A 25,042-nucleotide genomic window follows, 5' to 3' on the forward strand; every position below is an offset into this window, starting at 1 on the left:
TGATGGGTTCTTGCTCGATGGTCCGTCATCGCCCGAAGTTTGTCGCACCGGCGTGCGCGGCCGTCTCCCCCACCGCCGGAATGTGTGCCCCGCCCCCACCTCTTCCCACCTCAGCGCACCCCGGCACGCCCGGCGCTGTCGAATCGCGGACTGCGGCGGCAACTCACACACGCAGAAAGCGATTACCCAGCTTTCCCCGAATGAATGGCTGCCAGTACTCACATTCGGAAAAACGCCCCGGATGAGTGGTTGCGGAGGCTGAGAGGCCGACGTGATTGCGCCATGTGGCACCCTTGCCCGATATTCGGGTCCGACAGCGCATACGGGGGCTACCGCGATGAGCGGTGACGGGCAGCAGGAAGAGTCTTTCGACGACGTCTCCGTCGTGGGCGGTGTCACGGAGACCGGTGGGCCGGCCGCCAGGCAGGTACCGAGTCAGGCCGGACCCGGGTGGACGAGCAGTGACAGCGAGGGCGGCACCGTCCTGCCGGGTCCGTGGCCGACACCGGCCGATCCCGGCCCCGAGGCCGACGTCGCGGTGCCCATGCAGCGGGAGGGCGGCAGTGGCGCCACCGACGCCTCCGGCACCGCGCCCTCCGACGCCGATCTGATCCGGCAGATGCGGGACGGCGACGACCTCGCGTACGAGGAACTCTTCCGACGGCACTCCGACGCGGTACGGCGCTACGCGCGCAGCTGCTGCCGGGACGCCCACACGGCCGACGACCTGACGGCCGAGGTCTTCGCCCGCACACTGCAGGCGGTACGGCGGGGCAAGGGGCCCGAGGAGGCCGTACGGGCCTATCTCATGACGGCCGTCCGCCATGTCGGCGCCGCCTGGACCAAGACCGCGAAGCGGGAGCATCTGGTCGACGACTTCGCGGTGTTCGCCGCGCAGTCGTCCCAGGCCTCCCAGGTGTCGGACGCGGACACGCTCGATCTCGGTGCCGATGTGCTGGCGATGCACGAGGCCGAGCAGTCGATGGCCATGCAGGCGTTCCGCAGTCTGCCGGAGCGCTGGCAGGCGGTGCTGTGGCACACCACCGTCGAGGAGGAGTCGCCCAGTGAGATCGCCCCGCTCTTCGGGCTGACCGCCAATGCCACGGCGGTGCTGGCCAGCAGGGCCCGCGAGGGCCTCAAGCAGGCCTATCTCCAGGCGCATGTGAGCCAGGCCCTGACCTCGGGCGGCGACTGTGCGCGTTACGCCGACCGGCTGGGCGCGTACGCCCGTGGCGGTCTCCGTATGCGGGCCGAACGCGGCCTGCGCGGACACCTGGAGGAATGCTCGAAGTGCCGACTCGCCGCAGGCGAACTGGCCCATGTCAACGCCGGTATTCCCGCGCTGCTGCCGGTCGCGGTCATCGGCTGGTTCGCCGCCGGGTACAGCCTCAAGGCCGCCGGGATCGTCGCCGGCGGCGCGGCGGGAGCCGCGGGTGCCGGTGCCGCCGCGGCGGCCACCGGAGGAAGCTCCACCGGTGGCGCGACCGGTGGCGCCACCGCCTCGGAGGGGCTCGGTGCTCCGGCGAAGGCCGGCATCGCGGCGGCGGTCGTCGTGGCCGCCACGGCCGGGCTGGTCTGGGCGCTGGTCGGCGACGACCAGCCGAAGCCCGAGGCCAGGCCCGCGACGAAGCCGGCTGTCGTGGCACCCCCGGCGCCGACACCGCCGCCCAGGCCCGAGCCGAAACCGACACCGCCCCCGAAGCCCGCTCCGCCCGCGCCCCCGGCGCCGACACCGCCGCCCGAGCCCAAGCCGAAACCGACACCACCTCCGAAGCCCGCTCCCGAGCCGAAGCCACCCGCGCCGAAGCCCGAGCCGACACCCACGCCCACGCCCACGCCCACCAGGACCCCGCCCCCGCCGCCCCCCGCGCCGACCGTCTATCAGGTCAGCGAACTCAGCTACTCGCTCCTGGGCGACCACACCGAACCGGAGGTGGTGCTCGGCGAGAGCAGCTGGGTCTGGCAGCGCTCCAACGTGTCGATCGGCGGCACGACGTACGCGCACGGGGTCACCGTCCACAGCAGTTCCTCGGTCACCATCCAGCTGAACAGGCAGTGCACGCGGTACGAGGCGATGGTCGGGATCGACGACATGACGATGGGGCTCGGTTCGGTGCGCTTCTCCGTCTTCAACGGCGACGGGGCGCGGCTCTGGCAGTCACCCGTGATGAACGGCGACGCCCCGGCCGTGCCGGTGGGCGTCGGTATCGACGGTCAGAAGAGCATCCGGCTCGTCGTCGAGCGCGCCCGCCCCGGTGGAGTCATGGCCCTCGCCGACTGGGCGGATTCGAGAATCAGTTGCCGGTGAGCCGGTCCGGGACGAGGCCGGAGGTGAAACCCGGCGCTTCCACGTGCCCCGGAGCGTCCCCGCGCTCCAGGACGTCCACGCACCCAGGCGCCCCCGGGAGCTCCTCGGTGATGCGGGTCAGGAGTTCGATGACGTCGTCGAGCGTCAGCGCGCGGCCGGCGGCGCGCTCGGACTCGTACAGCTGAGGGCCCAGCTCCTCGCGGGCCTGCCGCTCGGCCTCGTCCACCTCGGCCTGTTGCACCTCGGTCCTGGGGCCGAACAGTCGCCAGCCGTCCGCCGCCGCCAGGATCCGTACGGCGGCCCGGTGGTGGCCCACCTTCGGCAGCACGGTCGCCACGCAGTCCGCCAGATGCCCGGTGACGAGCTCGGCGCACTGGGCGTCCCGCGCCCCGCGCAGCGCCGCCGTCAGGCCTCGTACGCCCGCCGCCGGGCCACGGCCGGGTCCCGGTTCGTGCACCACGATCCGGGCTGCCAGCCCCTCGACCACGGCGCTGAAGTGCGACGGCGGGCTGCCCCGCCCGATCGCGGACGCCGCCTCGGTGACCAGCTGCCGTGCCCGAGCGATCTCGCCCCGCTCCAGGGCCGCGGTGGCGCGCAGGAAATGGATGTAGGCGTGGGCGTCGTGCACCTGGTAACGGTCCGCCTCGCGCTCCGCCTCGCTCAGGCTCCGCTCGAAGTCCGCCATGTCCCCGGTCCGGTAGGCGAGTTCCGCGACGCGGGCGAGAAGGAACGGCGCCTCGGCGTACGCCCCGACCTCGCGGGACAGCAGCAGTGCCTCCTCGTACGCCGTCCGGGCCTGCGTGAACCGTCCGCGCATCACGCCCGCCTCCGCGGCCGCGCTCGCCACCTGCGCGCGGATCCAGCGGTCGCCGACGCGGCGGCTCAGCTCGCGCAGCTCCGCGAGATCGGCGTCGACCCCGGGCATGCCGCCCGGCATGTCGACGACCATGTGGGTACGGAACATCAGGGCGAGGCAGTACTCCCAGGCGCCGCCGTGGGTCCGGGCGTTGTCGACCACCGAGTCGATCAGCGCGTGGGTCTCGGTGGTCGTCCGGGTCGCGAACAGGGCCATCGGCCAGAGCATTCCGGGGAAGCGGGCGGACTGCGGGCCCGAGGGCCTGAACGCCTCGGTCACCCGGTCCATCACCGCCCGGAAGCGATCGTCACCGTGGACGGCCTCGGCTGGCCCGGCCTCCACGGCGAGGAAGTACCGCAGCATCTCCAGATGCATGCGCGGCCAGTAACGGGGGTCGCCGGGATCGTCCGGCTCCGGCCCCAGCGCCACGGCACGCTCGGCCCAGGTGAGGCCCTCGGAACGGAAGTTGCGCAGCCACCAGAACCACCCCATGCCGAGAACCAGTCGTACGGCTTCCGCTTCGGACGGGCAGGTGACGACGGTCCGGTGGAGGGCTGCCCGGATGTTGTCGAGTTCCGTCTCCAGGTGTTCGATCCAGAGCAGCTGGTCGCCGGAGCGGATGCGAGGCTCGGCCCGCTCGACGAGCGCGAGGAAGTACGCGGTGTGCGCGTTCGCGGCGGCGGCGCGTATCTCCGGGACCTCGGCGGCACGTTCGGTGGCGTACTCGTGGATGGTCTCCAGGAGGCGGTAGCGCATCTCGCCGGTGGCGGTCGGGGCCGCGACGACGAGGGACTTGTCGACGAGAGCGCCGATCAGGTCGGCGGTGGAGAGCCGGGCGGGGACGGGCCCGGGGGGCACGGTTCCGGCGGGGATCGGCCCGGGTGCGGAGGCCCCGGGTGCGGAGACCCCAGGTGTGACGACGGCTTCCGCGGCCTGCAGGTCCCAGCCGCCCGCGAAGACGGAGATCTGCCGCAGCGCCGTGCGTTCGTCCTCGTCCAGGAGGTCCCAGGACCAGTCGACGACGGCACGCAGGGTCTGCTGGCGCGGCAGTACGGTCCGGCTCCCGCCGGTCAGAAGCATGAACCGGTCGTCGAGCCGGTCCGCGATCTGGCGCGGGCTCAGCATCCGCAGCCGGGCCGCGGCGAGCTCGATGGCGAGCGGCTGCCCGTCGAGCCGTCGGCAGATCTCGGCCACGGCGTCCGCATCGTGCCCGGGGTCGGAATCGGGGGCGAATCCGGGGCGTACGGTGCGGGCGCGCTCGGCGAACAGCCGGTGGGCGGGGTCGGGCGGGAGCGGACCGACCGGGCGTACGGATTCGCCGGGCACGCCCAGGGGTTCGCGGCTGGTGGCGAGGATGCGCAGCTGCGGGCAGTGGGTGAGCAGGGTCTCGGCGAGGGTGGCGGCCGCTTCGATGACGTGTTCGCAGTTGTCCAGGATGAGCAGGAAGGGGCGGATGCGGGAGCAGTGCGCCAGGTGCTCGACGAGGAGGTCGGCCGGGTCGGTGCGCGGCAGCTGTCCGTCGCGGTTGTTGTCGCGGAGGAGGGCCGTCTCGCGCAGCCCGAGAGCGGAGAGTACCGCTCCGGGTACGTCGGCGGGGTCGTCCACGGAGGCGAGCTCGGCGATCCAGGCGTCCGTGTCGGATGCGTTGAATGTTGCGGATGAGCCCGATGCGTCGGACGGTCCGGCCTTGAGTGCCGGTTGCCCGCCGTGTGCCGCGGCCTCCTCGGCGAGCCGGGTCTTGCCGGAACCGCCGGGGCCGGTGAGGGTGACCAGGCGGGAACGGGCCAGATCGGCGCGGATGGACCGCAGTTCGGGCTCGCGCCCGACGAACGAGGTCAGCCGGGGCCGCAGATTGCCGTGCACGACGGCGGGGCCGGACTCGTCGGGCGGATGCTGCCGGCGCATCGCCACCGGTCGCGCCGCCGTCGCGGACGGCACCTGTGGCGGGGTCAGCAGCTCCCGGTGCAGCGCGATCAGTTCCGGCCCGGGATCGGCCCCGAGACCGTCGGCGAGGGCGCGGCGGGCGTCCTCGTAGGCGACCAGCGCATCGGCCTGGCGGCCCTCGGCGCGCAGGGCGCGGATCAACTGGGCCCGGAAGCGTTCGTCGTACGGGTGGGCGGCCGTCAGCTCCATGAGCTCGGGCACCAGCGCGCGTTGCTCCGCGCCCGGCCCCGGTCCCGCACCCAGTCCCGCGCCCGGCTCCGCGCCGCCGGCCGGGCCCGTCGCCGCGCACCGCAGATCGGCCTCGATACGGCGTTCCAGCGCGGCCAGACGGTGGGCCTCGGGGCGCAGGGCGTGGCCGTGGTCCCGTTCCGGCAGGTCGGCCAGTGCGGGGCCGCGCCACAGGGCGAGCGCGGTACGGAGCGTGCGCGCGGCCGTCACGGGGTCGCCCGCGTCGAGCTCCTCGGCCCCCTGGCGGGAGAGCCTCTCGAACACGTGCAGGTCGACCTCGTCGGGCCCGGCCGCCAGACGGTAGCCCCCGTGGGCGCTCGTGATCGCGTCCCTGCCCAGCACCCGGCGCAACCTGCCCACCAGGGCCTGGAGCGCGGCGGGAGCGTCGTGCGGGGGGTCGGCGGCCCATACGTCGTCGACCAGATCGGCGACGGGGACGGGGCGTCCGGCGCGCAGTGCGAGGGCGGCGAGGAGAGCGCGCAGCCGCGTACCGCTCACGGGCAGGGCACTGCCGTTCGCGTCTCGCGCCTCGGTGACGCCCAGGATCAGATACCGCACCGAGCCATTGTGTCCCGCGAGCCCGGTGAGCGCCCCGTCCCTCGTCCCCTCGACGCGGCGGCCGTACCCGCGCCCGCGCCTCCGCGCCTACCGCTGCAGCGTCCGCCTGGCCGGGACGACGCCGCCCGCGACCGCGCGCTGGCGGGGCGCCGCCGTGCCCGTCCAGCAGGTGCCGCGCCGCGACACCAGGCGGCGGAGCCAGAGCTCCGTGGACGCCAGGTGCGCGAGGCCGTCCAGCGGGAGCGGTTCGCCCTCGGAGGCCGCACGCAGGGCCTTCCGTACGACACGGGCCTCGACCAGGCCCGCGTCGGCGAGCAGCGGGGCGTCGAAGAGGGCGATCAGCTCCGGGAGGGCGGCGCGCAGGCCGGTGCGGGCGGTCGCGTTCGAGGTGGCGAGGGAGGGGGTGCCCCAGCCCGGCGGCAGATCGTGGATGCCCGCGCCCGCGAGCACCCGGCGCAGGATCGCGGCGCGGGCGCCCGGCTGGACCCGGAGCGATTCGGGGAGCGCGCGGGCGGCGCGTACGACCTGGTTGTCGAGGTACGGGGCGTGCAGCCGCTGGCTGCGGTTCTCGGCGGCCTGCTCCAGGATCCGGTGGTCGGCGGCGTACCGGGCCAGGGCGGCCCTTGCGCGTGCCTCGCCGGGGCGCTGGACGGAGACGGGACGGATGGCCGCCTCCTGGAGCCGGACCGACACCTCGGCGAGCGCCTCCCCGGTGAGCCAGCGGGCGGCGGGGCCGGGCCGCGACCAGGCGAGGGCGGCCAGCGAGGCGTCGGCGGGGGTGTCGAGGTCGGGGGCGTTCCGGTTGGCGTCCGGCAGCCGGCCGGCCGCCGCTTCCAGGCCGGTGCGGTACGACGTGCGGGACAGGCGGCGGGCCGCCCGGTAGACGGTGAGCGGGACGAACAGGGAGTGCGCGCTCGGGCCCTCCGCCCTGGCGAGCGCGGCGACCGGGCGCAGCAGATGGCGTCGGCGACGGTCCATCAGCAGGTCGGCGAGGCGGGCCGGGTGGGCGTCGAGCACCTGGCGGGCGCCGCCGCCGACGAAGTGGTCGGCGCTGCCCGAGGCGAGGCGCCGGCGGTGGCGCTCGGCGACGACGAGGGACGGGGCGGGTTCGTCGGTGAGCGGGCCGCTGCCCAGGTCGGCGTAGGGCAGGGCCTCCTCCCCGGCCGCGACGACCACATGGTGCAGGCGCGGGTTGGCGGCGATGACGCGGGCGCGTTCCAGTTCGTCCTCGTGTCCGCGCGCGGTGAGGTCGTTCAGGGTGACGGCGAGCAGCCGCTCCCCTGCGCCCGTGCCGTGGCCGAGGAGGGTGCCGGGCAGGCCCGGCAGTCCGGCGGCGAGCAGGGCGAGGGTGGCGGAGGCGCTGCCTCCGGACAGGTCGGCGCCGATGCCGGGGACCGGTGCGCCGCGGGCGGCGCGCCGGTCGGCGGGGCCCATGCCGGGGACCGGGCCGGGGTCGGGCGGCAGGGTCTCGGGCGCGTGGCGCGGGGCCAGGAGCCTGGCGCGTACGGCTTCGACCAGTGAGTCGCGTACGCCTTCGACGGCGCTGACCGGGTCGAGTTGGGGCGCGGCCACGGCGAGCGAGGCCACCGCCTCGTAACCGGTGATCTCGCGCGAGCCCTCGCGGAGGATGAGCGCGTGGCCCGGCGGGATGCGCTTCACTCCGGCGTACGGGGTGCCGTCGCGCAGCGCCTCCGGTGTTTCGGGGCAGGCGAGCAGGGCGGCCAGGTGGCCGATGTCCAACTGGGCCTCGATGAGGTCGGCGAGCGGGAGCGCGGCGGTGGCGTACGCCGTGCCGCCCGCCCAGGGCGTGTAGAAGACCGGGCGGGCACCGGCGAGGTCGCCGATGACGGTGATCCGGCGGCCGATCTGGACGACGGTCGTGTAGCTGCCGGGCCAGGAGGTGAGGTGGCGCAGGGCGCCGCCGCGGGCGGCGAGGAGGCCGGAGCGCAGCTGTTCGTCGGTGGCGCTGCAGCAGCCGAGGACGGCCATCCTGGCGGTGGGCGCACCCTCGGCGGTCTCGGCCGTGGTGATCCGGATCTCGTCGGGGCGCCAGTCCCCCACGGCCCAGAGCGGGTCCGGGTCGCCCCACAGGAGCTGGGAGCCCACGGGGTGCATCGTGCGCCCCTCGTCGCTGGGTCCGACCGCCCCTGCCGTGCCGAAGCTCGCGGCGATACTGCTCCACCCCACCAACCAACGCATCGCCGCCTCCACAGGCTGTGGACAAAACGGCGCAGCAGGAAAGTATCGGGTGAACACCGGTAACGCGCGGCGCCGTTGCGAACATGCTGCCACGACAACGGCGCGCAGGAGGGGCTACGGACGGCGCACGTCGGAAGGGCATGCGCCCCTGGCAAAGGCCGGGCCGGGCCGGAGGCCGGGCGGAAATCCAGGCCGGCCTCCGGCGTGTACACACCCGCCGGGAAGCGGACGCCGCTTCGACGGCGGGGCGCCTCGTTCGGCCGCCGCCACGCACCTCAGTCACCAACTGGCTTACGGAACAGGCGCATTGCCTTCCCCGTACGAGCAGAATCCACCAGCCGAAATCCGGCCACGCTCAAGCCGCGCCCGAGCCACCTCGGGCCGCTCGCGGGCCGTCGGCGGACAACCCTCCGACAGTCGGCGAGATGTCCGCGAAACGGGCGGACCAACCTAGGAGGACCGACGACATTCGGCCATTCTCGGAGCGGGTTGGAACCTTGCGATGAGGCGCTCGCCGCATCAGAAGTCCCCTTTCGCCCCACTTCATTCCACGATCGTTCCCGGGTGTCCTCCGGTGTCCTCCAGTGCCTCGCGAAACCGCGCGGCAGCCGCGAAGGATCTCCGCCGGGGCCGCCGACGCACAGTCCGGGAGGTGTCGTTCACCTCCCGGACCGGTCCGCCGCCTGCGGGGAATGAGGCGGCAGTGTCCCCCAGCCCACTGAGTCCTGTGCAGTGGGCCGACCCACGCAGCACCCATGGAAACGCTTCCGAAACAGCCGGACGAGAGCGCACGGCCGGGCGCACGGCCACACACCAGGAGCACGTCCGCGACTCGCCGCACGACGCCGGCAAGCACGCACGGACGGCGCCCCCACGTGCAGTTCCCGTGCGCCGCCGAGCGGCGTTGCGGGCCCCGCCGACCCGGCGCCGGGACCGCCTCCGGGACCCGCCCGGTCCGCGTCCGATCCGCGTCCGATCCCCGTCCGGGCCGCGCTCGATCCGCCGCCCGCCTCTCCACGGACAACAATCCCGCCATACGGACGTCTGCCCCTTAACGGTAGGGATGCGGCGAACTACGCTGGGTTTACTGAGGTTCTCTGCAGGAGGCATATTCCTCGGGGCTCGGCCATATGCGTGTGCGGCCGGAGTGCCGGGGGCCGTCGCTGGGGAGGACACGGTACGAATGCCGCGCGCCGCAACGGTGACGCGGCGGCCGTCTGTGTGTCGAGGGGTGGCGCATGTCCAGGGAGCAACGCGGACCGAACGAGAAGCTCGGAACCGTTCTCGCCCTCGCGGGAATCAGCAACGCCGGGCTCGCCCGGCGGGTCAATGACCTCGGGGCGCAGCGCGGTCTGACACTTCGGTACGACAAGACCTCGGTGGCCCGATGGGTCTCCAAGGGCATGGTGCCGCAGGGCGCCGCGCCCCATCTCATCGCTGCGGCGATCGGCGCCAAGCTCGGCCGGCCGGTCCCGCTGCACGAGATCGGGCTCGCGGACGCCGACCCGGCGCCGGAGGTCGGCCTGGCCTTCCCGCGCGACGTGGGCGAGGCGGTCCGTTCGGCGACCGAGCTGTACCGGCTGGATCTGGCCGGGCGGCGGGCGGGCAGCGGCGGGATCTGGCAGTCGCTCGCGGGCTCGTTCTCGGTGAGCGCGTACGCGACGCCCGCGTCCCGCTGGCTGATATCCCCCGCCGACGCGACGGTGGAACGCGACGCGACGGCAGCCGGGGCGCCCGCCTTCGACACCCAGGGCGCACGGGGCGCACACAGCGGCGCGGAGGCGCAGAGCCCGCCGGGCAAGGCGGCGCAGAATGCGGTGGCGGTGCCGCCCGGCGCCCCGGCCGCGCTGAACGCACAGGCGGCCCGGACAGCGCTCGGAACGCTGGGCGCACTGGGCACGCGGCAGGCACCCGCCATCCCCGCCCAGCCCCGCCCGGAAGCCGCACCGGCATCGGTATCAGCGTCGGCACCGGCAACCGTATCCACCACCATCACCGCCACCGTCGGCCCCACCAGCGACATCTCCCCGCTGCGGGTCGGCCACAGCGATGTCTCCAAGCTTCGCGAGGCGGCCCAGGACGCCCGCCGCTGGGACTCCAAGTACGGCGGCGGGGACTGGCGCTCCTCCATGGTCCCCGAGTGCTTACGGGTCGACGCCGCACCGCTGCTGCTCGGTACGTACAGCGACGAGGTGGGCCGGGCGCTCTTCGGCGCAGCGGCCGAACTGACCAGGCTCGCCGGGTGGATGGCCTTCGACACCGGCCAGCAGGAGGCCGCGCAGCGCTACTACATCCAGGCACTGAGACTCGCACGGGCCGCAGCCGACGTGCCCCTGGGCGGCTACGTTCTCGCGTCCATGTCGCTCCAGGCGACCTACCGCGGCTTCGCCGACGAAGGGGTCGACCTCGCGCAGGCCGCCGTCGAGCGCAACCGGGGGCTCGCCACGGCCCGCACCATGAGTTTCTTCCGCCTGGTGGAGGCGCGTGCCCATGCCAAGGCGAACGACGCGTCGGCCGCGGGATCCGCGCTGAAGGCCGCCGAGAGCTGGCTGGAGCGCTCCAGGGACGGTGACGCGGACCCGTCCTGGCTCGGCTTCTACTCGTACGACAGGTTCGCGGCCGATGCCGCGGAGTGCCACCTCGACCTGAAGGCGCCCCGGCAGGTGCGGCGCTTCACCGAGCAGGCTCTCTCCAGGCCCACCGAGGAATTCGTCCGCTCGCACGGGCTGCGGCTCGTGGTGTCGGCCGTGGCCGAGCTGGAGTCGGGCAACCTGGACGCGGCCTGCGCCGCGGGTACCCGGGCGGTGGAGGTGGCGGGCCGCATCTCCTCGGCCCGGACCACGGAGTACGTACGGGACCTGCTGCACCGGCTCGAACCGTACGGTCACGAGCCGCGCGTCGCCGAGCTGCGCGAGCGGGCCAGGCCCCTGCTGGTGGCGCCCGCGTAAACGGAATCTCACGCTCCAGGAGCCGGGCCGTAGAGATTCGGCGCCACGCTGGGCCACGCTGGTTTGAGTGCGTTGTCAGTGGGTCAGTGCACTATCGGGGTGGGAGGTGGCGTGATGATGACGCGCGCGGCGTACGACTGCGATGTGCTGGTGATCGGCGGCGGGATCGTCGGGCTGTCGACGGCGTATGCGATCACACGCACCGCTCCGGGCACCCGGGTGACGGTCCTGGAGAAGGAGTGGGGCCCGGCCCGGCACCAGACCGGGCGCAACAGCGGAGTGATCCACAGCGGCATCTATTACCGTCCCGGCTCGCTCAAGGCTCGCTACGCGGTGCGCGGCGCCGCCGAGATGGTCGACTTCTGTGCCGAGCACGGCATCGCCCACGCGGTGACCGGCAAGCTGATCGTCGCGACCGAGCGGTCCGAGCTGCCCCGGCTGCACGCCCTGGTCCAGCGCGGCCGGCAGCACGGACTGCCGGTGCGCGAGCTGGGCCCCGCCCAGATCACGGAGTACGAGCCGCAGGTGAGCGGCCTCGCCGCGATCCGGGTCGGTTCGACCGGGGTGTGCGACTTCGGCGCGGTCGCGGCCCGGTTCGCCGCCGAGGTGAGCGGGGCCGGCGGGGTGATCCGTTACGGGGCGGAGGTCACCGCGATCGACCGGCGCCCCTGGGGCGTGGCGGTGCGTACGGCGGACGGCCCGGTGGTGCGGGCCCGGGTCCTGGTCAACTGCGCGGGGCTGCACTGCGACCGGGTGGCCCGGCTCGCGGGCGACGACCCGGGCATGCGGATCGTGCCCTTCCGGGGTGAGTACTACGAGCTGGCGCGGCCGGAGCTGGTGCGCGGGCTGGTCTATCCGGTGCCCGACCCGGCGTTCCCGTTCCTCGGGGTCCATCTGACCCGGGGCCACGACGGCAGCGTCCACGTCGGGCCGAACGCGGTGCCGGCGCTGGCCCGCGAGGGGTACGGCTGGCCGGTCGTGCGCCCGCGCGAGCTGGCGGACACCCTGGCCTGGCCCGGCACCTGGCAGATCGCCCGCAGGCACTGGCGGTACGGGGCGGGCGAGGTGCGCCGTTCGCTGTCGAAGCACGCCTTCACCGAGGCCGTGCGGCGGCTGCTGCCGGAGGTGACGGAGGACGACCTGAGACCGGCCCCGGCCGGGGTCAGGGCCCAGGCCGTGCTGCGGGACGGCACCCTGGTGGACGATTTCCTCATCCGCGAGGCCCTGCACACCGTCCATGTGCTGAACGCGCCGTCGCCCGCCGCGACGGCCTCGCTGCCCATCGGGCGGGAGGTGGCACGCAGGGCGCTGCTCCGGGCGCGGGAGACGGGGTGGAGACCGCCCGCCGTAGAATCGGGGCATTGTGTCTGAGCCCATGAACGTCTCCGAGAACCCCTCCGAGATCCTCCCCGAGGACTCCCCCGAGAGCTCCTCCGAGCAGCTCTCCTCGTCCGCTGCCGGGACTCCGTCCGCTGCCGGAATTCCGGACGATCTGCGCGCCGCCTCCTTCGAGCGGCAGCGCAGGCTGCGCCAGGAGCCGCGCTTCCCGGGCGGGCCCGCCATCGACCCGGCCGGCTCGCACCACGAGCGCCGGATCCGCAGCTTCCAGCCGCGCCGCAGCCGCGTCACGCCCGGCCAGGAGGACGCCCTGCTGCGGCTCTGGCCGAAGTGGGGCCTGGACATCGACGGGCAGCGCGTCCTCGACCTGCCCGAGCTGTTCGACGGGCTCCCGGTGGTGCTGGAGATCGGCTTCGGGATGGGCGAGGCCACCGCGCAGATGGCCGCCGACGACCCCGGCACGGGCATCCTCGCCGTCGATGTGCACACCCCGGGCCAGGGCAATCTGCTCGGCCTCGCGGACCGGAACGGCCTGTCCAACATCCGGGTGGCCAACGGCGACGCGATCATCCTGCTGCGCGAGATGCTCAAGCCGGACTCGCTGGACGGGCTGCGGGTGTACTTCCCCGACCCCTGGCCCAAGAAGCGCCATCACAAGCGGCGGCTGATCCAGCCGGAGTTCCTCGACCTGGTGGCGCAGCGGCTGAAGCCGGGGGCGGTGATCCACTGTGCGACCGACTGGGAGCCGTACGCCGAGCAGATGCTGGAGGTGCTCACCGCGCACCCCCTCTTCGAGAACACCGTGGCGGACGGCGGCTACGCGCCCCGGCCCGCGTTCCGGCCGCTGACCCGGTTCGAGGGGCAGGGCCTGGACAAGGGCCATGTCGTGCACGACCTGCTCTTCGCCCGCAGCTGAGACGGGGCCGTGGGCGCGAGCGCCCCATGGCCAGGTGTCAGTGCTGCTGGTTAGGGTCATTGCGTGGTGTCCGACGGGTCTGTCCAGCAGGGGCAGTCGCAGCCGGCCGTCCCGCTCCTCGAGGAGCAGCGGGTCGGCGAGATCCTGGCTGCCGTGCCGGAGCGCAGGCACTGGCGCTACCGGCCGCGCCGGGTGGGCACGGTGTGGCGCAGCCGGACGTTCCGCCTCGCGGCGGTGTTCACGGTGCTCGCGCTCTGCGGTCTGGCGATCCTGGCCCTGGTCCGCGATCAGACGGGCACTCAGGGTTTCCTCGTCGGCCTCGGCCTCGCCGTGCTGCCCGTGCCGCTCCTGCTGGCGGCGTTCCGCTGGCTCGACCGGGTCGATCCGGGCCCCTGGCGGAATGTGCTGTTCGCCTTCGCCTGGGGTGCGTTCGCCGCCGCCCTGGTGGCGATCCTGGCGAATTCCTTCGCGACCCGCTGGATAGCCACGACCACCGCAGACCCGTCGAACGCCGACACCCTCGGCGCCACGGTCATAGCCCCGGTCGTCGAGGAGAGCGCCAAGGCCGCCGCGGTCCTGCTGATCTTCCTGTTCCGAAGACGGGAGTTCAACGGAATCGTCGACGGCGTCGTGATCGCCGGCATCACCGCGAGCGGCTTCGCCTTCACGGAGAACATCCTCTACCTCGGCAACGCCTTCGGGCAGGACCAGCAGATCGGCACCTCGGGCGTCGTATCGGTGACGGCCGCGACGTTCTTCGTACGGGCGGTGATGTCGCCGTTCGCACACCCGCTCTTCACGGTGCTGACCGGCATAGGTTTCGGCCTCGCCGCGGCGAGCGCCCGGCGCCGGCGGGTCCGCCGCGTCCTGCTGCCGCTGCTGGGGCTCGTCCTCGCCATGGGCATGCACTCGCTGTGGAACGGGTCGGCGGTCTTCAGCCCGTACGGTTTCTACGCCGTGTACGCGGTGTTCATGGTCCCGGTATTCGGCCTGGTGACCTGGCTGGCGATCTGGTCGCGGCGGCGGGAGCTGCGCACGCTCGCCGCCGAGCTGCCCGCCTACGCCGCGGCGGGCTGGCTGAGCCCGGCGGAGCCGCTCGCCCTCTCCTCGATGCGGGCCCGCGGCCTGGCCCGCGACGCGGCACGCCGCCAGTACGCCGTCGCCGCCCGGGGGAGCCGGGCGATCCCGTACGGGCCCGGATGGTCCACCGGAGCCGCGCCCGGACCCGTGCCCGGACCCGCCCCCTGGCCCTCTGCGCAGACGGCGCCCCAGGCAGTGGCGCTGACAGCGGCGCAGGTGGAAGCCACGGCGAAGGCCCACGGGAAGGCGGCCGCCCAGGCCGTCGCCGAGTACGAATCGTTCGCGACCTCACTGGCCTCGCTCCGTCTTCAGGCCCGCCGCGGGGCGGCCGGCCCGGACTTCACCGATCGCGAGCTGGAGCTGCTGCACCACCTCTGGCAGCGCAGGGAGGTGGCCGCCCCCGCCCTGGCGTACGCGGCACAGGCGGCGGGGCTCCTGCGCCCCCACCGTCTGCCGTCACCCCCGTACGCCCGGCCGTTCCCTCCGCACGCGCAGTACGGCGCCTACCGCAACGCCCCCGCGCCCGGCCCCGGCCCCGGCCCCGGCTACAACCCCTACCTGTTGCCGCAGCAGCCACCGCACTAGGGTCTTTCGTTTGGCTCAGGCCGGATCAGGGAGCGGGGTCCGGTGCCGTGCATCGCAAGGCGGAGGAGCGAGTCGACGCGGGGCGCCGGCGACCGACGACAACGCGGCGAGGCGCGGTGCCGGGGGCACACGAGCCCGGCATGATCCAAACGAGAGGCCCTGGGACAGCAGCGGCCGGACGCGGTCAAGCGGGCACAATCAGGCGGATGCCTCGGTGAGTTCGGCCAGTTCCTGCTCGGTCAGGGTGAGGTCCGCGACGGCCAGCAGCGCGGGCAGCTGCTCGACCGTACGGGCCGAGGCGATCGGCGCGGCCACGGTCGGCCGGGAGGCGAGCCAGGCCAGAGCGACGGTCGCGATCTCCGCGCCGCGCTCCTGGGCGACCTTGTCCAGCGCGGCCAGGACCTTCTGCCCGCGCTCCGACTCCAGGTGCCGGCGGGCGCCCTCCGCCCGCGCGCTCTCCACCGACGTGCCCGGACGGTACTTACCCGTGAGGAAACCGGAGGCCAGCGCGAAGTACGGCACAGCGCCGAGCCCGGCCCGGGCCACCGTGTCCTGGAGCTCGCCCTCGTACGTGTCGCGGGAGACCAGGTTGTAGTGCGGCTGAAGGGCGACGTAACGGGCCAGCCCCTCGCGCTCCGAGAAGTCCAGGGACGCCCGGAGCCGCGCGGGGCCGATGTTGGAGGCGGCGATCTCCCGGACCTTGCCCTCCTTCACCAGCTGGTCCAGGGCGGTGATGATGTCCTCGACCGGCACGGTCTCGTCGTCGAAGTGCGTGTAATAGAGGTCGATGTACTCGGTGCCGAGCCGGCGCAGGGATTCCTCGGCCGCGGCCTTGATGTTGGCGGGCGCGAGCCCCTGGTACCGGGGGTGGGTACTGACCTTCGTGGCGACGACGATGTCGGAGCGGTTGCCGCGCGCGGCAAGCCACTTACCGATGACGGTCTCGGACTCGCCGCCCTCGTTGCCCGGGACCCAGGCGGAGTACCCGTCGGCGGTGTCGACGAAGTTGCCGCCGGCCGCGGCGTACGCGTCCAGCACCGCGAACGACTGCGCCTCGTCGGCGGTCCAGCCGAAGACGTTGCCGCCGAGAGCGAGCGGGAAGACCTGGAGGTCGGAAGGGCCCAGCTTACGAAGAGAAGTCATAAGTGAATCAACGGATTCCGGATGGCTCGCTATTCCGAATCGCTCATGACAGGCCGCCCGCAACCGACCGCCCACAACAGACCGGCAGCCCTGACGTCGGGGGGTGAGCGTCAGGACTGCCGGGGTTCTCAGGGGTTGAGGCCCTTGCCGCGGAGCCAGGCCATCGGGTCGATGCCCGTACCGTCGGCGGTGTGGACCTCCAGGTGGAGGTGGGGTCCCGTCACGTTGCCGGTCGCGCCGACCCGGCCGATGGTGTCACCTGTGCTGACCTTCTGGCCGACGCCGACGCCGATCGAGGACTGGTGGCAGTACCAGATCTCCGTACCGTCCTCCAGCTCCAGCACGGTGCGGTAGCCGTACGAGCCGGCCAGGCCCGCCGACTTGATCGTGCCGCCGTGGACGGCCTTGATCGGGGTGCCGGTCGGAGCGGCGAAGTCGAGGCCGGTGTGGTAGCCGGAGGACCACATCGAACCGGCCTGGCCGTAGGTCGAGGTGATCGTGTACGAGAAGGTCGGGATGGCGTAGCTGGCGGCGAGCTTGGCCAGCCGCAGCGCCTCCGCCTTCTTCTTGGCCTCCTCCTCCGCCTTCTTCTTCTCGGCGGCGGCCTTGGCCTTGGCCTCGTCCTGCTGCTTCTGGGCCTCGGCGGCCGCCTTCTCCGCGGCCTTCTTCTCCTCGGCCGCCTTGGCCTCGGCGTCGGCGGCGTCCTGCTGCTGCTCGGCCTGCTGGAGGATGCGGGCGCGGAGCGCCTCGCCCGCGTCCGTCGCGCCCTGCTCGGCCTCGGCGGTGGTGATGCCGGCGGTGGTGAGCGGGGCGGTGGCGGCCGCGGCCTCGGTCCTGTCCGCCTCGGAATCGTCGGAGAACAGGGCGCCCACGCCGGGAAGGGACTTGGCGTCGGGGAGGTTGTCCGTGATGGCGTCGGGCATGGAGATGGAGACCGGCGGCTTGCTCTGCGCGGAGGCCATGCCGCCCGCGCCGACCGCCGCTATGACACCGACACCCAGCACCGTGGAGCTGCGGGCGAGACCGTTGCGCTGCTTGGCGACGCGGTGCCTGCCGCGCACGGGGCGGACGGACTCCTCGGTGGGGTTCCACTCGTCCCAGCCGCGGTCGGGCTCACTGGTGAACTCACCCGTGAAATTGCCGGTGAAGTCGCCTTCGGGCCCGGTGCCATAGTCGTGATCGAACCGGGACGGGGCCTCGGGGGCAGGCTTGTTGGACGCCACGGGGGCGCACTCCTTTCCTTCCTTCTCGCCTACCGGGTTAGCTGACGGGTTCGGAGCAGGAAGGTCTCCTACGGGCCCCTCTGTCTCTCACGAGACACAGGTGTCCGATTCACCCCATGTAGGTGGTTCCCCGGTTCCCTTGCGGAATTCGGCGCTCGCGCACGGCGCCGCCACTGATGACGGCTGGGACGACCGCGCTGCGTTATCGAACGTTAATAGACACCGGGGCCGTATTCCAAGCTGTTCCCACTGATCGTTCACTTCTTTGGCCTGGACTTTACGGGACACAAGTGGGTGAAATCGGGCGAGTTGACCGACCCTCAGTCACTACCCCGTTTCTGACGTTGCGTCAAACGTTATGCGGAGTGGTGCCTTTCGATCACACACGGTGGCATCGCCCCTCCACGTCACCGTCCCCGCCCATCCCTTACGTCTTTTCGCGTCTCCTCAGCACCGACGATCCGCACGGTCCTTCGCCGGTCCGGCTGCCCCTCGGCCGGGCGTGCGACCGCGAGCAACGCCATGTCGTCGGTCGTCTCGCCGCCCGTGTGCAGGCGCACGTCATCGGTCAGGGCGGACAGCAGCTCCTCGGGCCCCGGGAAGATCCGCCCGCGCAGCCGGGCCGCCGGATCGTAGAAGACCCCCTCGGCATCCCGCGCCTCGGAGAGGCCGTCCGTGTAGAGGAGCAGGGTCGTCCCGGCCGGCAGATCCCACTCGTCCGTGCACTCCGGCCACGTCCCCAGCCCCATCCCGATCGGCAGCGCGGGCACGGAGGGCTTCAGCACCTCCAGCGCCCCGTCCGGATGCAGCAGGATCGGCTCGGGGTGCCCGCGGTTGACGATCCGCACCAGGGGCAACCCGTACGGGATCTCGGCCAGCACGGCGGTGATGAAGCCCTCCAGCACATCGAGCCCGCCCCGCCGCGCCTCCTCCCGCGCCAGCGCCCGCTCCAGCCGCCCCGCCACCGCCTCCAGCGAGGATTCCTGCTCGGCCGCCTCGCGGAACGCCCCGATGACCACCGCCACCGTCTCGACGGCGTCGAGCCCCTTCCCCCGTACGTCACCGACCACCAGCCGCACCCCCTGCGGGGTGTCCGCCACGGCGAACAGGTCACCGCCGACGAACTCGTCCGCCTGCGCCGCCTCGTACCGCGCCGCGACATGCAGTCCGCCGATCCGGTCGGACGGCTGCGGCAGTACCGCGCGCATGGCCGTCTCCGCGATGTACCGAGCGGAGGCCAGCTGCTCGTTGCCGCGCCGCACGACCCCGTTGATCACCACCGCGAGGACCGAGACGGTGGCCAGGGTGAGCAGCTCGATCAACGGCACGGCCTCCGGCAACGAGCTGGTGTACAGCCGCAGCGCGATGACGGCGAGCATCGAGGCGACAGCGATGCGGATGGTGCTGGCCAGCGAGAAGAACGGGGCGGCGATCAGCGGAGCGGCCACGAACAGCGGGATGGCGGTGAAGGCCGGCGGGGTGAGGGCGTCGAACACCAGCCCGCCGAGAATCATCAGGGCGGGCAGCATCCGTACGAACCGCCGGGTGCGGGCACCACCCCCGACAGGCTTGCCGCGCCGCCTCTCCCGCTTCCACACCTGTGGTCTCCTGCCCGGTACGCGCGCGGCTGCGGACGGTACCGCGCCCCACCCCCAGGCTCGCCGGACCGGAACGGAGCGGCGACTCCTCTTCGGCCGATGGGGGGAATGTGCACGGCGAAACGAATCAGGCCCGGCACGCTGTATGCGTGCCGGGCCTGATTCCTTCAGTAGCGGGGACAGGATTTGAACCTGCGACCTCTGGGTTATGAGCCCAGCGAGCTACCGAGCTGCTCCACCCCGCGTCGATGAACACAACTCTACGGCATCTCCGGCGCCCTTTTGACCACTCGGGTCCGCCCGCCCTTCATTCCGTCCTCCTGCCGCTTCACCGGGTCCACGCCCCGTTGCAGCGAGTGGAGGATCGCCAGCCCCTGGCCGACGACGCCCGCCGCCAACTCGTTGACGCCATTGGTGCCGTTGAGAACGGTGAGGTCGGCGCCGGACATGCCCCGGGCGGCGGCGTCGGCCAGGGCGGGCAGGTTCTCCACGATGCGGTTGGCGGCGATGAGCTCCTGGTTGCCGTCACGCAGCGACGCCGCGCGCACACTGTTGGCGTCGGCCTGCGCCTGAGCGAGGGCCCGCTCGGTGTACGCGTTGCCGTCCGCCTCGAACTTCACCCGGTCCCGGGCCGCCTCCGCCAGGGTGCGCTGCCGGTACGCCTCGGCGTCCGCCGGGCGCCGGACCTCCGCCTCCAGCCGTTGGGCGGCGAGCGCGGCCTGCCGCTCGGCGAGTGCGGTCTGCTCCTCGATGACCTCGTGTGAGGCCCTTGCCTGGGCGAGCGGCCCGGCCTGGGCGGCGCGGGCGTTGTACTGCTCGGTCTCGGCGAGGAAGCCGGCCCGCTTGATCGCGGTGTCACGTTCGTACTCCGCCTTGAGCGCGGCGGCCTGCTGCTCGCGCTGGCTGGCCTCCTGGTCGGCCTTGGCCTCGGCGATCCGGGCCTGACTGGCGACCGCGGCGGCGTGCGGGGCCGCGAGGTTCTTGATGTAGCCGGTGGCGTCGTCGATCTCCTGGATCTGGAGGGCGTCCACGACGATGCCGAGCTTCTCCATCTCGCCGTGGCTGCCCGCGATGACCTCCTGGGAGACCCGGTTGCGTTCACGGATGATCTGCTCCACGGTCAGTCCGCCGACGATGGAACGCAGATGCCCGGCGAAGATCCGCCCGACGAGCTCCTCCATCTGCTCCTGCTCGGTCAGGAAGCGGCGGGCCGCGTTGGCGATGGACACGGAGTCGTCGCCGACCTTGAAGACGGCCACGGCCCGGACGTTGAGGCGGATGCCCTGCTGCGTCACGCAGTCCTCGGTGATCTCCGCCTCACGCAGCGCCAGCGAGAGCATGCGCGCCTTCTGCTTCACCGGGAGCACGAAACTGCCGTGCCCGGTGACGATCCGGAACTGGGTGTCCAGCGTCTGCCTGCCCTTGGAACCGGAGATGAGCATCGCCTCGTTGGGGGCGGGAACGTGCCAGAAGAACATGTGAAGACTCCTGTCCGTACGTCACTGCGTCGATGGTGTCCGCAACGGTTTCGGCTGTTCCGGCTCAGGGCGGCAGACGTTCCACGATCACGCCGCGCGCCGAGACCGTGTCGACGACCACCACGCGCGCGTCCCTGTCGATCGACGTCGCCGACCATGCGGTGTAGGCCTCGGACCCACCCCGTACGGCCACCAGTACTTCGCCCGGCCCATCGGGCGGAATCGGCACGGTCACACGGCCGACCGCCCCGACCGGGCTCCGGGCGGACTCATCTGCCCTGTGCATGCGTCGCCCTCGCGAGCATCCCCGCGTACGCCCGCTCACGCCGCTTCTCGTGCGGTGTCCCGCACCGCTTCATGGACACGAGGCGACCCCGCCTCCTGGAGGCCCGAGCCTCCCTCGACATCTCCACGGTACTCCGCGCCCACCCCGGTGGAACGGTGCCCGCGAGCGTCCGGCGACCGGCGAGCGGAGTGAAGTATGCGGTGGTATGACTGTTTTATCTTTTGATCTCCGACGCGACGAACTCGCGCTGATCTGGGAGCGACCCATGGACGACTACTCCTTGCTCGACCTCTTCTGGACCATGCTCTGGTTCTTCCTCTGGGTCATGTGGCTGTTCCTGCTGTTCAAGGTCATCACGGACATCTTCCGCAGCCACGACCTCGGCGGCTGGGGCAAGGCAGGCTGGCTGGTCCTCACGCTGCTGCTGCCGTTCATCGGCGTGCTGATCTACGTGATCGTGCGCGGCAAGTCCATGAGCAAGCGGGAAATCAAGGAAGCCCAGGAACGTGACGCGGCCTTCAAGGCGTACGTACGGGAGGCCGCCGGCACCTCCGAAACGGGCGGTGCCGACGCCGCGAAACAGAAGACCCACGTCGACGACCTGGCGAAGCTCGCCGAGCTGAGGGACCGGGGCGCCATCACGGACGAGGAGTACCAGCGGGCGAAGACGAAGCTCCTGGTCTGACGCCCGCTCCGCCCGCGCCCCGGCGCGTATGTCTCCCTCCACGCGGTCCGGCGGACTGGCAACGCGCCAGGACCGCGGGGAGGCTTGAGACATCAGCGACGGCGGGAGGCCGAGCGGGGACGGTCCCCATCTCGATGTAAGAGGAGATGGCCCGGCCATGAACGGCGTCACGCTCGAAACCCTGGACGCGATGCGGACGGCGCTGCGCGGTCCCGTCGTCGGCCCGCGGGACCCGGAGTACCGCGAGGCCCGCACCGTCCACAACGCCATGATCGACAAACGGCCGGCGGCGGTGGTGCGGTGCGCCGACGCGGCGGACGTCATGGCCGCCGTCGGCTTCGTACGGGACGCGGGCCTCACGCTCGCGGTCCGCGGCGGCGGCCACAGCGGTGCGGGCCTGTGCCTGGTGGACGACGGCGTCACCGTCGACCTCTCGCCCATGCGCTGGACGCACGTCGACCCCGCCGCGCGGACGGCCACGGTCGGCGGCGGCACCACGCTCGGCGACCTCGACCACGCCACCCACGCGTTCGGGCTGGCCACCCCCTCCGGAATCCTGTCGTCCACCGGCATCGGCGGCCTCGCCCTCGGCGGCGGCCACGGCTACCTCACCCGCAAGTACGGCCTGACGATCGACAATCTGCTGGCCGCGGACGTGGTCCTGGCGGACGGCACGTCGGTGCGGGCGGACAGCATCACCCACCCCGACCTGTTCTGGGCGCTGCGCGGCGGTGGCGGGAACTTCGGCGTCGTCACCTCCTTCACCTTCCGGCTGCATCCGGTGGACACGGTGGGCGTCGCCATCACGCTCTGGCCGGTCGACCGGATCCATGACGTACTGCGCTGGTACCGCGACTTCCTGCCGCAGGCCCCCGAGGACCTCAACGGCTTCTTCGCCGCGCTCACCGTGCCGCCGGGGCCCCCGTTCCCGGAGGAGATCCACGGTCAGAAGATGTGCGGCGTGGTGTGGTGCTGGACCGGCGACCCCGAACTCCTCGAAACCGTCCTCGAGCCCGTCGAGGACCCCGGCCGGCCCGCGTTCCACTTCATGGCCCCGATGCCGTACACCGTCCTGCAGGCCATGTTCGACGAACTGTTTCCCCCGGGTCTGCAGTGGTACTGGCGCGGCAACTTCTTCGACCGGATCACCGACGACGCCGTCGACGTACACGCCAAGTACGCCGAGAACCTCCCCACCGCCCTGTCGACCACACACCTGTACCCGGTCGACGCGGCCGCCCACCGGCTCGGCCCCGACGACACGGCCTGGGCCTACCGGGACGCGGTCTGGTCCGGTGTGATCGCGGGCATCGACCCGGATCCGGACAACGCCGAGCAGCTCAGGCAGTGGTGCGTCGACTACTGGGAGGAGCTGCACCCGCACTCCATGGGCGGTACGTACGTGAACTTCATCGGCGCGGGCGAGACCCCGGACCGGATACGGGCCACCTACCGCGACCACTACGACCGCCTGGCCGCGATCAAGCGCACCTACGACCCGCACAACTTCTTCCACGCCAACCAGAACATCCGACCGGCAGCGGCGGCCTGACGCATTTCATCCCGATCAGACCGGCTCGTGGGCACTCGCCCGGGAGCGGCATGCTCCTCGGTCGTTCCGGTCGTCCCGGTCGTCCCGGTCGTCGCGGCCCGGCTGCCGGAAGCCGATGACGACGCCTGCTGCGACCAGCAGGGCACCGATGACACCGGCGGGGCCCGCCCGGCCGAAACCGAGTGCGACGGTGGTGAGCAGTGCGCCCACGGGGACGAGACCGGCGAAGAGGCCCGCGCGGTCGGCGCCGACCCCGACACCCTCGCCGCCCGCATCATCGACACCTTGCCGCGCGGCGACGGCCCATGCACCTGAACCGGCCGCACCCGCGCGAGAACGACGCAGCGCCCCGACCGCAAGGAGCGGTCGGGGCGCTGTCGTGATGACGCGTAGGCCGTGTGGGACTCGAACCCACAACCAACGGATTAAAAGTCCGCTGCTCTGCCAATTGAGCTAACGGCCCTCGGCGAATCACCCCTGAGCATAGCCCGCCGGGGCCCGGCCGCCGATCGGGTATCGGTTACCGGGCCCCGTCACAGTGGATTCCCGGTCCGTCAGACGGGGTCGTCCGGGGTGATCGTGCCCTTGTGATCCGGTTTGAGGAACCAGTGCCTCGCCGATGCCAGCCACCAGGTCGCCGCGAAGCCCAGGACCACCAGCACCGCGACGGGCGCGTAGTTGAACGTCTCCCAAGTGACCGGCGAGAGCTGCGGCAGCATGAAGAGCACCGTGATGATCAGGACCCAGACCACCGCCACGATGCCGATCGGGCGGGACCAGCGGCCCAGGTGCCAGGGGCCCGGGGTGAAGTCGCCGCCCCGGAGCAGGCGGAGCAACGTGGGGATGACGTAGGCGATGTAGAGGCCGATCACCGCGATCGAGGTCACCGCCGCGTACGCCGTGACGTTGATCAGGTACGGAAGTCCCAGCGCGAGCGCGCCGGCCGCGGCGAGCCAGACCGCGGCGACGGGGGTGCGGGTGCGGGGGCTGACCGTGTGCCAGACGCGGGAGAAGGGCAGGGCCCCGTCGCGCGAGAAGGCGTAGATCATGCGGCTGTTGGCGGTCACGGACGCCATGCCGCAGAAGAGCTGGGCGCCGATCACGATCAGCAGCAGGAGCTTGCCGGTGGTGGCGCCGAGGGCGTCCAGGAGGATCTGGGCGGGCGGGGCACCGGTCGGCGAGTTCAGCGCCCCGTCGTACGACTGGATGGCGAAGGTGAAGCCGAGGAGCAGGACGAAGCCCGCGATCCAGGAGGTCCAGATCGACTGGACGATGCCCTTCGGGCCGGCCGTCGCCGCGTCGTGGGTCTCCTCCGTCATATGGGCGGAGGCGTCGTAGCCGGTGAAGGTGTACTGCGCCATCAGCAGCCCGATCATCACGACGTAGAAGCCGCTGCCCCAGCCGGTGTTGTTGACGAACTCGGTGAAGACGAAGGACGCCGACTGGTGCGAGTCCGGTACGAAGGTCAGGGCGCCGACGATGACGGCGACGCCGATGACGTGCCACCAGACGCTCACACTGTTCAGGATCGCGACGATCCGCACCCCGAAGGTGTTGAGCAGGCCGTGCAGCAGCAGGATCGCGGCGAAGAGCAGGATCGTACGGGTGGGGGTGACGCCGAAACCGAACTGGAGGTTCAGGTACGCGCCCAGGAAGGACGCCGCCCCGAAGTCGATCCCGGCGGTGACGGCGACCTGGCCCAGGACGTTGAACCAGCCCGTGAACCAGGCCCAGGCCGCGGCCGAGCGCGGCGGGGCCAGCCGGTGGGCCCAGAAGTAGAGGCCGGCGGAGGTCGGGTACGCCGAACAGATCTCGGCCATCGCCAGGCCGACGAACAGCGTCATCAGGCCGACTCCGACCCAGCCCCAGGTGATGACGGCGGGGCCGCCGGTGTTCATGCCGAAGAGGTAGAGCGTGAGGCAGCCGGAGAGCACCGAGATGATCGTGAACGAGACGGCGTAGTTGGAGAATGCCGACATGCGCCGGGCCAGCGTCTGCGTGTACCCGAGCTGTGCGAGGCGCTCCTCGTCGGAGACGCCCGGTGGTGGTGGCCGGTCCTCGCCTGTGTCGATTGTCATGCACCCAGCGATTCCCGTGTGACGGGGCACACATGCGGC

General features: G+C 72.3%; 16 protein-coding genes, 2 tRNA genes and 1 riboswitch. Of the genes, 8 read left to right on the top strand and 10 right to left on the bottom strand.

The genetic code is table 11. The annotated features are described in order from the left end of the window. Positions 1-337 precede the first annotated feature (337 nt). Positions 338-2,308: a sigma-70 family RNA polymerase sigma factor gene (locus OG842_RS18715; RefSeq protein ID WP_266731029.1), complete on the top strand. Its 1,971-nt coding sequence runs from the start codon at positions 338-340 to the stop codon at positions 2,306-2,308. On the opposite strand, the gene OG842_RS18720 is transcribed toward OG842_RS18715, so the two are convergent. Continuing rightward, on the bottom strand, positions 2,295-5,894 hold the full coding sequence (locus OG842_RS18720) for an ATP-binding protein (protein ID WP_266731030.1): 3,600 nt from the start codon (positions 5,892-5,894) through the stop codon (positions 2,295-2,297). The genes OG842_RS18715 and OG842_RS18720 overlap by 14 nt on opposite strands. Before the next feature lie 87 nt (positions 5,895-5,981). Further along, on the bottom strand, positions 5,982-8,093 hold the full coding sequence (locus OG842_RS18725; RefSeq protein WP_266731032.1) for an asparagine synthase-related protein: 2,112 nt from the start codon (positions 8,091-8,093) through the stop codon (positions 5,982-5,984). Between the two features lie 1,238 nt (positions 8,094-9,331). On the opposite strand from OG842_RS18725, the gene OG842_RS18730 reads away from it, so the two are divergent. The 4 genes from OG842_RS18730 (at position 9,332) to OG842_RS18745 (ending at position 14,960) form a co-directional block, all read left to right on the top strand. Next, a complete protein-coding gene (locus OG842_RS18730) occupies positions 9,332-11,041 on the top strand; it encodes a sporulation protein (protein ID WP_266731033.1) in 1,710 nt (569 codons plus the stop codon). Positions 11,042-11,155: 114 nt separating this feature from the next. Further along, entirely contained in the window at positions 11,156-12,412 is a 1,257-nt protein-coding gene (lhgO, locus tag OG842_RS18735) for an L-2-hydroxyglutarate oxidase (protein ID WP_266731034.1), read from the top strand. Between the two features lie 4 nt (positions 12,413-12,416). Continuing rightward, positions 12,417-13,295 (top strand): tRNA (guanosine(46)-N7)-methyltransferase TrmB, encoded by an 879-nt coding sequence (gene trmB / locus OG842_RS18740; RefSeq protein ID WP_266733675.1) that lies wholly within the window; start codon positions 12,417-12,419, stop codon positions 13,293-13,295. A gap of 66 nt (positions 13,296-13,361) precedes the next feature. Continuing rightward, positions 13,362-14,960: a PrsW family intramembrane metalloprotease gene (locus tag OG842_RS18745; RefSeq protein WP_266733677.1), complete on the top strand. Its 1,599-nt coding sequence runs from the start codon at positions 13,362-13,364 to the stop codon at positions 14,958-14,960. A 198-nt stretch (positions 14,961-15,158) separates the two neighbouring features. Here the strand turns inward: OG842_RS18745 and OG842_RS18750 are convergent, their stop codons facing one another. The 6 genes from OG842_RS18750 to OG842_RS18775 all read right to left on the bottom strand — a co-directional run bounded on the left by OG842_RS18750 (position 15,159) and on the right by OG842_RS18775 (position 20,637). Continuing rightward, positions 15,159-16,103 carry an aldo/keto reductase gene (locus OG842_RS18750; protein ID WP_266731035.1) on the bottom strand — a complete coding sequence of 315 codons (945 nt, stop codon included), beginning with the start codon at positions 16,101-16,103 and terminating at the stop codon, positions 15,159-15,161. A gap of 128 nt (positions 16,104-16,231) precedes the next feature. Beyond that, positions 16,232-17,326: a M23 family metallopeptidase gene (locus OG842_RS18755; protein ID WP_266731036.1), complete on the bottom strand. Its 1,095-nt coding sequence runs from the start codon at positions 17,324-17,326 to the stop codon at positions 16,232-16,234. Positions 17,327-17,337: 11 nt separating this feature from the next. Then, positions 17,338-17,490: riboswitch (cyclic di-AMP (ydaO/yuaA leader) on the bottom strand. A gap of 243 nt (positions 17,491-17,733) precedes the next feature. Continuing rightward, entirely contained in the window at positions 17,734-18,924 is a 1,191-nt protein-coding gene (locus tag OG842_RS18760) for a PP2C family protein-serine/threonine phosphatase (protein ID WP_266731037.1), read from the bottom strand. A gap of 171 nt (positions 18,925-19,095) precedes the next feature. Continuing rightward, positions 19,096-19,169 (bottom strand) — tRNA-Met (locus tag OG842_RS18765). Positions 19,170-19,184: 15 nt separating this feature from the next. After that, a complete protein-coding gene (locus tag OG842_RS18770; RefSeq protein ID WP_266731038.1) occupies positions 19,185-20,402 on the bottom strand; it encodes an SPFH domain-containing protein in 1,218 nt (405 codons plus the stop codon). A 64-nt stretch (positions 20,403-20,466) separates the two neighbouring features. Continuing rightward, positions 20,467-20,637, bottom strand: coding sequence for a hypothetical protein (locus OG842_RS18775; protein WP_266731039.1), 171 nt, complete (start codon positions 20,635-20,637; stop codon positions 20,467-20,469). A 316-nt stretch (positions 20,638-20,953) separates the two neighbouring features. Between OG842_RS18775 and OG842_RS18780 the strand changes: the two genes are divergently transcribed. From OG842_RS18780 to OG842_RS18790, 3 genes are all read left to right on the top strand, one after another. Further along, positions 20,954-21,373, top strand: a complete 420-nt coding sequence (locus OG842_RS18780) for an SHOCT domain-containing protein (RefSeq protein WP_266731040.1) — start codon at positions 20,954-20,956, stop codon at positions 21,371-21,373. 157 nt (positions 21,374-21,530) lie between these two features. Further along, entirely contained in the window at positions 21,531-22,925 is a 1,395-nt protein-coding gene (locus OG842_RS18785) for an FAD-binding oxidoreductase (RefSeq protein WP_266731042.1), read from the top strand. A gap of 27 nt (positions 22,926-22,952) precedes the next feature. Next, the gene (locus OG842_RS18790; RefSeq protein ID WP_266731044.1) at positions 22,953-23,240 is read left to right on the top strand and encodes a hypothetical protein; all 288 of its coding nucleotides are present in this window, start codon (positions 22,953-22,955) and stop codon (positions 23,238-23,240) included. Positions 23,241-23,315: 75 nt separating this feature from the next. Here the strand turns inward: OG842_RS18790 and OG842_RS18795 are convergent. Both OG842_RS18795 and OG842_RS18800 read right to left on the bottom strand, forming a co-directional pair. Beyond that, positions 23,316-23,388, bottom strand: a tRNA-Lys gene (locus tag OG842_RS18795). Positions 23,389-23,479: 91 nt separating this feature from the next. Continuing rightward, positions 23,480-25,003 carry an amino acid permease gene (locus tag OG842_RS18800; protein WP_266731046.1) on the bottom strand — a complete coding sequence of 508 codons (1,524 nt, stop codon included), beginning with the start codon at positions 25,001-25,003 and terminating at the stop codon, positions 23,480-23,482. Positions 25,004-25,042: the final 39 nt, after the last annotated feature.

The organism is Streptomyces sp. NBC_00376 (genome assembly GCF_036077095.1).
Lineage (GTDB): Bacteria > Actinomycetota > Actinomycetes > Streptomycetales > Streptomycetaceae > Streptomyces.